This is a genomic window from Streptomyces sp. NRRL F-4489 (assembly GCF_001509485.1).
Lineage (GTDB): Bacteria > Actinomycetota > Actinomycetes > Streptomycetales > Streptomycetaceae > Streptomyces.
Window position 1 is genome coordinate 1 of record NZ_LLZI01000085.1, and the last position, 7,105, is coordinate 7,105.

General features: G+C 74.8%; 5 protein-coding genes. 2 read left to right on the plus strand and 3 right to left on the minus strand.

Translation table 11 applies throughout. The features are described 5' to 3' along the window. The first annotated feature begins 230 nt into the window (after positions 1-230). On the plus strand, positions 231-1,415 hold the full coding sequence (locus ADL22_RS09195; RefSeq protein ID WP_234430610.1) for a MerR family transcriptional regulator: 1,185 nt from the start codon (positions 231-233) through the stop codon (positions 1,413-1,415). Between the two features lies 1 nt (position 1,416). Here ADL22_RS09195 and ADL22_RS09200 read toward each other — a convergent pair whose 3' ends face one another. The 3 genes from ADL22_RS09200 to ADL22_RS09210 form a co-directional block, all read right to left on the minus strand. After that, entirely contained in the window at positions 1,417-2,697 is a 1,281-nt protein-coding gene (locus ADL22_RS09200; RefSeq protein ID WP_234430611.1) for an NAD(P)/FAD-dependent oxidoreductase, read from the minus strand. 169 nt (positions 2,698-2,866) lie between these two features. After that, the gene (locus ADL22_RS09205; RefSeq protein ID WP_066975624.1) at positions 2,867-3,868 is read right to left on the minus strand and encodes a sulfite exporter TauE/SafE family protein; all 1,002 of its coding nucleotides are present in this window, start codon (positions 3,866-3,868) and stop codon (positions 2,867-2,869) included. Between the two features lie 6 nt (positions 3,869-3,874). Beyond that, positions 3,875-4,780 carry a GntR family transcriptional regulator gene (locus ADL22_RS09210; RefSeq protein WP_234430612.1) on the minus strand — a complete coding sequence of 302 codons (906 nt, stop codon included), beginning with the start codon at positions 4,778-4,780 and terminating at the stop codon, positions 3,875-3,877. Positions 4,781-5,158: 378 nt separating this feature from the next. On the opposite strand from ADL22_RS09210, the gene ADL22_RS09215 reads away from it, so the two are divergent. Continuing rightward, on the plus strand, positions 5,159-6,586 hold the full coding sequence (locus ADL22_RS09215) for an MBL fold metallo-hydrolase (RefSeq protein ID WP_066975626.1): 1,428 nt from the start codon (positions 5,159-5,161) through the stop codon (positions 6,584-6,586). Positions 6,587-7,105: the final 519 nt, after the last annotated feature.

Here is a 7,105-nt window from a genome sequence, read left to right on the forward strand (position 1 = left end):
CGGGGCCGGCGGGGCGCGGTGGGGCCTCCGGGACGCCGTTGACCTTGCCCTTGGGGGAAGGCCCAGCATCGGTGGGGCCGGGCGAGAGGCCCGGTACGAGGAAGTGGGCGGTGGCCGCCGCGCGGCGATTGCCGGTCGTTGTTTCACGTGAAACATGGCGGCTGTGAAACATGGCCGGTGTGAAACATCGCGGATGCGGACGGTGAGCGGGGGAGGCGGGGGTGCCGAGGGTGGACGCGGAACACGGGGGCCACGGGGGCCACGGGGAACTGCTCACCATCGGGGCGTTCGCCCGGGCCTCCCGGCTCTCGCCCAAGGCCCTGCGCCTGTACGACGAGCTCGGCCTGCTGACCCCCGCCCACGTGGACCCGCACAGCGGCTACCGCCACTACGCCCCGGCACAGCTGGAGCGGGCCCGGCTGGTCGCCTGGCTGCGCCGGCTCGGGATGCCGCTGGCCCGGATCCGCGAGGTGTGCGAGCTGGCACCCGGTCCGGCGGCCCGCGCGGTCGCCGCGTACTGGGAGCGGGTCGAGTCCGAGGTCGCTGCCCGCCGGGACCTGGCCGCCTTCCTCGTCGACCAGCTGACACGGAAGGACCCCGCGATGACCGATCAACACCCGTACACCGCCGGCCCGTTGGCGATGCGCTGCGCCGCGCTCACGGACCAGGGACTGGTCCGCACCGTCCACCAGGACGCCGCCTACGCCGGCCGGCACCTCCTGGCGGTCGCCGATGGCTACGGCCCCGGTGGCGGCCCGGCGGCCACCGCCGCCATCGAGGCGCTGAAGGCCCTGGAGGACCAGGACCTGGCCGCTCTGCCGGCGGCGGACCTGCCGGGCATGCTGGCGGACGCCGCCCTGTCCGCCCATCGGGCCACAACCCCGGCGCCCGGTCGTCCCGGTGTCCGGGCCGGGGCGTCGGGAACCGGCGGGGGCGGCGCGTCGGAAGCGGCTGCGGGAGCCGGGGACGGCGAGGCGACCGGAAGCACCCTCACCGCCCTGCTGCACTCCGGCTCCCGGCTGGCGCTGCTGCACATCGGCGACTCACGGGCGTATGTGCTGCGCGACTCCGGCCTGTTCCGGATCACCCATGACCACAGCGTGGTGCAGGCCCTCGTCGACGAGGGCCGGCTCACGCCCGAGGAGGCGCCGTCGCACCCGGACCGCGCGCTGCTGCTGCGGTCCCTGGGCGGCGGCGCCGACTTCGCCCCCGATCTGGACGTCCTCGACGTCCGGCCCGGGGAGCGCTATCTGCTCTGCACGGACGGTCTGACCGGCGTCGTCCCGCCCGAGGCGATCCAGGCGGCCCTCACCGAGGCGGCCACCCCGCAGCAGGCCGTCACCGCACTCGTCCGCCTCACCCGGGAGGCGGGCGCACCGGACAACGTGGGCTGCGTGGTGGCCGACTTCGCGTGATTCACGCCCGGCCCTTGAGCATCCCCTGGAAGTACAACTGCGGGAGCCCGTACCGCTTCAGGAACCACATATCGGTGCGCTCCCGGGTGGTGTCCAGGAAGGGGAACGAGGGGGCCGGGCGCAGGTCGTAGTCGAACTCGGCCAGCAGCATCTTGTGCCGGGCGGTGACCAGCGGACAGGAGGTGTAGCCGTCGTAGCGGGCGGCGGCCGGCCGGCCCCGGAGGCCCGCGAGGAGGTTGGCGACCAGCACCGGGGCCTGTTTGCGGATCGCCGCACCGGTCTTGGAGGTCGGGAGGTTCGCCACGTCCCCCAGGGCGAAAACGGTGGGGAAATCAGGGTGCTGGAGCGTGTGCGGGTCCGTTTTGACGTACCCGTAGGGGGAGTCGGGGTCGGCCAGCGGTCCGTCCGCGAGCCACCGCGGGGCCCGCTGCGGCGGGACCGCGTGCAGCAGGTCGTACTCGACGGTCTCGGCGCGGCCCGTGGCGTGGTCGGTGAGGACCGCGGCCCGCTCCGGCCCGTCCAGACGGGTCAGTTCGGTCCGCAGGCGCACCTCGATGCCGTAGCGGCGGGCGGCGCCCTCCAGGGCGCGCGCGAAGACCGGCACTTTGAAGAGCGACGGCTCCGGGAGCGCGAGCACGACCCGGATGTCGCTCAGGACACCGCGCTTGCGCCAGTGGTCCGCGGCCAGGTACGCGATCTTCTGCGGGGCGCCGCCGCACTTCACCGGCCCGGACGGCATGGTGAACACGGCGGTGCCGCGCCGCATCCGGCGGATCAGCTCCCAGGTGTACGGGGCGAGATCGGCCCGGTAGTTGCTGCTCACGCCGTCGTGGCCGACCGCCGCCGCCAGGCCCGGCACCCCGTCCCAGTCGAGGCTCAGCCCCGGGGCCAGCACCAGCCGCCCGTAGGAGAAGACCCGGCCGGTGGCGGTGGTGACGGTACGCGCCACCGGGTCGACGGCCGTGGCCCGTTCACGCAGCCAGCGCACACCGGGCGGGATGACCTCGGCCTCGGGGCGCAGTGCGGCCCGCAACGGCGCCTGACCGCCGCCGACCAGGGTCCACAGCGGCTGGTACCAGTGCGTCTCGGCGGGCTCCAGCAGCGCGATGTCCCGCAGCCCGGCACGCCGTAACCGGGCGGCGACGGTGATGCCCGCGGTGCCGCCGCCGACGATGAGGACCTGGTGGTGGCGGACGGGGGCGGGGGAGGGGTCCCCGGGGGCGGTGGTGGTGGCGGTGGTGGTGGGCGCCGGGGGCGCGCAGTCTGCGGGTCGGTCGGTCATGGGGGTCGTGCCTTTCGGGTCGGGGGGGGAAATGGGGGATGGCTGGGGGTTGGCCGGGGGTTTGTTGGGGGTGATTGGGGGGTCGCTGGGTGGTGGGCGATGGGCGGTGGGTGGTGGGTCGGTGGCTTCGAGGGTCCGTGCGGGAGGGCCGGGACTTTGCGGACAGCCCCTAGAGATCGGGCAGTGTGGTGGCCGCCATCGCCAGCGCCAGGACGGTGACCAGGGCGGCGAAGGAGGCCGTGAGGGTCTGCGGGCGGAGGCGGCCGGCGAGCCGGTTGCCGAGGTGGCTGCCGGCCGCGGCACACGCCGCGAGGGTGGCCAGCAGCGGCCAGTCCACGGGCCCGGTACCGGCCCGAGTGGCCAGCGCCGCCCCTGAGTTGATGAGGATCACCAGCAGGGACGTCCCCACGGCGACCGGCATCTCCAGCCCGAGGACGAGGGTGAGCGCCGGTACGACGACGAACCCGCCGCCCACCCCGAAGAAGCCGGTCAGCAACCCGACCGAGGAAGCGGTCACCACCGTCCGCAAGGGCCGGGGTCTGGGCCGGGGGCCCTGCTGCGATCGGGGCTCGGGCCGGTCCCGGGGCTGGGGGCCGTTGGCGCGGAGGAGCCGTTCCCCGTCCCGTAAGGGAGGAACCCCACCTCTTACGGGACGCTCCCCATCCCGTAGGGGACAACTCGGCCCCCGTAAGGGACGTATCCGCACCCCTAGGGGGCGGACGAGCATCCGGCGCACCCGTACCCTCAAGGGGCGCCCCAGAGATCGCGTATGCCCCGTAGGCACCGCCACGCGCCCCCGCGCCCGCGCGCCCCGGAGCACCATCCCCGCGGCCACCACGAGCATCAACCCGGAGAACGCCGCCATCAGGACCGAGGGGTCCAGGGCCGCGCTCCAACGGGAGCCGGCGAAGCTCCCGGCCGTCCCCAGGGCGCCGAACGCCGCGCCGGCGCCCCAGCGGACCCGGCCCGCCCGGGCGTGGCAGACCAGGCCGCTGACCGCGCCGACCGCGACCACCACCAGGGCGCCCGTGGTCGCCGCGTGCGGGGACTGGCCCAGCAGATAGACCAGGGCGGGCACCGCCAGCACCGATCCGCCGCCGCCCAGCGCGCCCAGCAGCAGCCCGATCAGCAGCCCGCAGGGCAGCGCGGCGGCGGCTATGAGGGGGGTCACGGCCCGTTACGCGGACGGCGCCGCGGCGCGCGGGGCGAGGGCGACCGCCCGGCTCGCGTCCGACCACTCCGCGACGAACGCGAACCGGTCGCCGCGGACCACTGTCTCGCGCCACTCCACGGGCCGTTCACCGGCCCGGCCGAGGCGCTCGATGGCGAACGCCGCCTCGCGGTCGGCCAGCCCCAGCAGCCACGCCTGCCGGATGTCCGGCAGGAACGGAGCGATCCGTTCCCGCCCGCCGCTGACCTTCACCCCGCACCGCCGCGCCAGCTCCCCGTAGAGCGAGGTGTGCCCGAAGTCCGCGTCCAGCAGGGGCTCGGCGATGTCCGCCGGGAGGTAAGCGGTGTCGTGGGCGAGCGGTTCGCCGTCCGCGAGCCGCAGGCGCTCCAGGACCACCAGGGGCGCGTCCGGGACGACCCCTAGGTGACCGGCGACCGTCGCGTCCGCGGTGCGCTCCAGCCGCAGCACCTCGCTGCGCTGCTCCACGCCCTGCGCCTCCAGATCGCGGAAGAGGCTGTAGAGGGAGCCGAGCGGCTGCTGTATGCGGCGGGTGTCGAGCCGGCTGGCGCGGCCGCGTTCGGCGATGACCAGGCCGTCCGCGCGCAGCTTGCGCAGCGCCTCCCGGACGGTGTGCCGGCTGACCTCGTACTCGCCCGTCAGCCGGTGCTCGGCCGGGAACTCCTCGGTGAACGCGCCGGCGTCCATCCGCCGCCGCAGATCGGCCAGGAGCTGCGCCCACAGGGGCAGCGGTGAGCCGCGGTCCAACGGGCGCGGCCCGTAAGGGTCGTGGGCACGAATCTCGGGGTCGCCGCCCGGGGCGCCCTCGGGGCCGCCCGGGGTGCTGCTGCCCGGGCGGCCTTCCGGGGTGTCCCGGTGGTGTGCGCCCGTCGAGCCGTGCTGAGGCGGCGTCATCTCGTTCCTCTCGTCCGTCAACCGGCCTGTCGCGGAAAGGGGGACCCGGCTTGTCCCCTCGCCGATCGGATACTTAATGTACGTACATCCGTGCATCCGCACAACGCACGCCAGTCACGACCGTTTCAACCAACCCACCTGGACCACCCGACCCACCCAACCCGTCCACCCCACTCGACCCACCCGAGCGCCCACCCTGGCCCGTAGTCACGCCCCGTCCGCCGCGCACCGGCGCCCACCCGCCCGTACGGAAGCACCCGCGGGCACCCGCGTACCGGGCGCCGACCATCGGGTGCCGCACCCGGGCACCGCACCGGACCCCGCGTATACGGGCACCGCACCTGGCACCGCGCCGAACCGCACCCCTGGAGGCCGACCGTGCACTTCGCGCAGTACTACCTCGACTGCCTCTCCCAGGCGTCGTACCTGATCGGCGACGAGAAGACCGGGCGCGCCGTCCTCGTCGACCCGCGCCGCGACATCGACACCTACCTGGCCGACGCGGAAGCGGCCGGCCTCCGCATCGAGCTGGTCATCGAGACCCACGTCCACGCCGACTTCCTCTCCGGGCACCTGGAGGCGGCCCGGGCGACCGGCGCCGAGATCGCCTTCGGCGAGGCCGCCGAAACCGGCTTCCCCATCCGGCGTTTACACGACGGCGAACGCCTCTACCTGGGCATACCGCCCACCCCCTACGGGCCGGAAACCGGGGAAGAATCCGGGCCCGGGTCCGGGGTCACCCTCACCGTCCTGGCCACCCCCGGCCACACCCTGGAATCCATCTGCCTGGTCATCCGGGAAAACCCCGACGACGAGATCCCGTTCGGCGTGCTGACCGGCGACACCCTCTTCGTAGGCGACGTCGGACGCCCCGACCTGCTCTCCGCCGCCGGCCACTCGCCCCAGGACATGGCCGTACGCCTGCACCGCTCCCTGCACACCAAACTGCTGGCCCTCCCGGACGCGACCCGGATCTTTCCCGCACACGGCGCCGGTTCCGCCTGCGGCCGCAACATCTCCACCGAGACCAGCTCCACCATCGGCGACCAGCGCCGCCTCAACTACGCGCTCCAGCCGATGACCCAGGACGAGTTCGTCCGGCTGGTCACCGCCGGACAGCCCGCCGCCCCCGGTTACTTCGCCCATGACGCGGCCCTCAACCGGGACGGCCACCCCCCGAGGGACCCCGCGCCGCCCGCCCCGCTCACCCTGGCCGAGGCGCTCACCGCCCGCGACGAGCACGGCGCCGCGCTGCTCGACTGCCGCCCGGCCGCCGCCTACGCCCGCGCCCACCTCGCCGGCTCGCTGCACGCCGGCCTGGACACCCGTTTCGCGGAGTACGCCGGCACCGTGATCGCCCCCGGCACCCCGATCGTCCTCCTCGCCGACCCGGGAACGGAGCATGAGGCCCGCCTCCGCCTGGCCCGCATCGGCTACGACCGGGTCCTCGGCCACCTGCCCGACCCGTCAACGGCACTGGCCGACGCCCCGGACCTGACCCGCCCCAGCCACCGCGTCCGGCTGGCCGACCTGCTCCCGCGACTCCCCTTCGACCCCGCGGCCGGAATCCAGCTGATCGACGTCCGCAACCCGGCCGAGTACGCCACCGGCGCCCTGCCCGGCGCCCGCAACATCCCCCTGGCCGCGCTCCCCGCCCGCACCGCCGAACTCGACCCGGCCCGCCCCGTCGTCCTCTACTGCCGCAGCGGCAACCGTTCCCTGATCGCCTCCGCCCTCCTGGAGTCACGCGGCTTCAGGGACGTCACGGACATCGCGGACGGGTGCGGGGAATCCCTTACGGGGTGAGGCTTTGGGGCCCTGAGCTGGTGAGCTGGTGAGCTGGTGGGCCGGTGGGCCGTTTGGGGCCGGGCGGGGGCCGAGTGGGGCTGGGGAGCGTGGATCGTGAGCCCGGGGGTCGGAGCCGTGGATGGTGGCCCCCGGTCCCCGGTCCCCGATCCCTGGCCCCTGGTCCCCGATACCTGGTTCCCGAGCACGGAATCCGGAGCCCATGGGCTCGGATCCCGTACCGAGGGCGGAAGGTCCGGGACCTGAGAACCGGAACAACTCCGTACCGCCTGCCCGCGTACCGACTGCCTACGGAACCCGGGGAGGGGAGGCGGGGGGCGCCGGCGTCCGGCCGAGGCCCGTGAACAGCGACCCTCCGACCGGCCCACCTGTCACGGGCGGCACGGGCCGTTCCGACCGGAATCCGTCCCAGCCCCTTCCGGCCGGGGCCGCCCCTGCCCCCTACCCCCCTCCCCTCCCACTCCCCCCCGCTCGCACCACCCGCACCGCCCCCGGCACCAACCCCACCAACCCCACCAC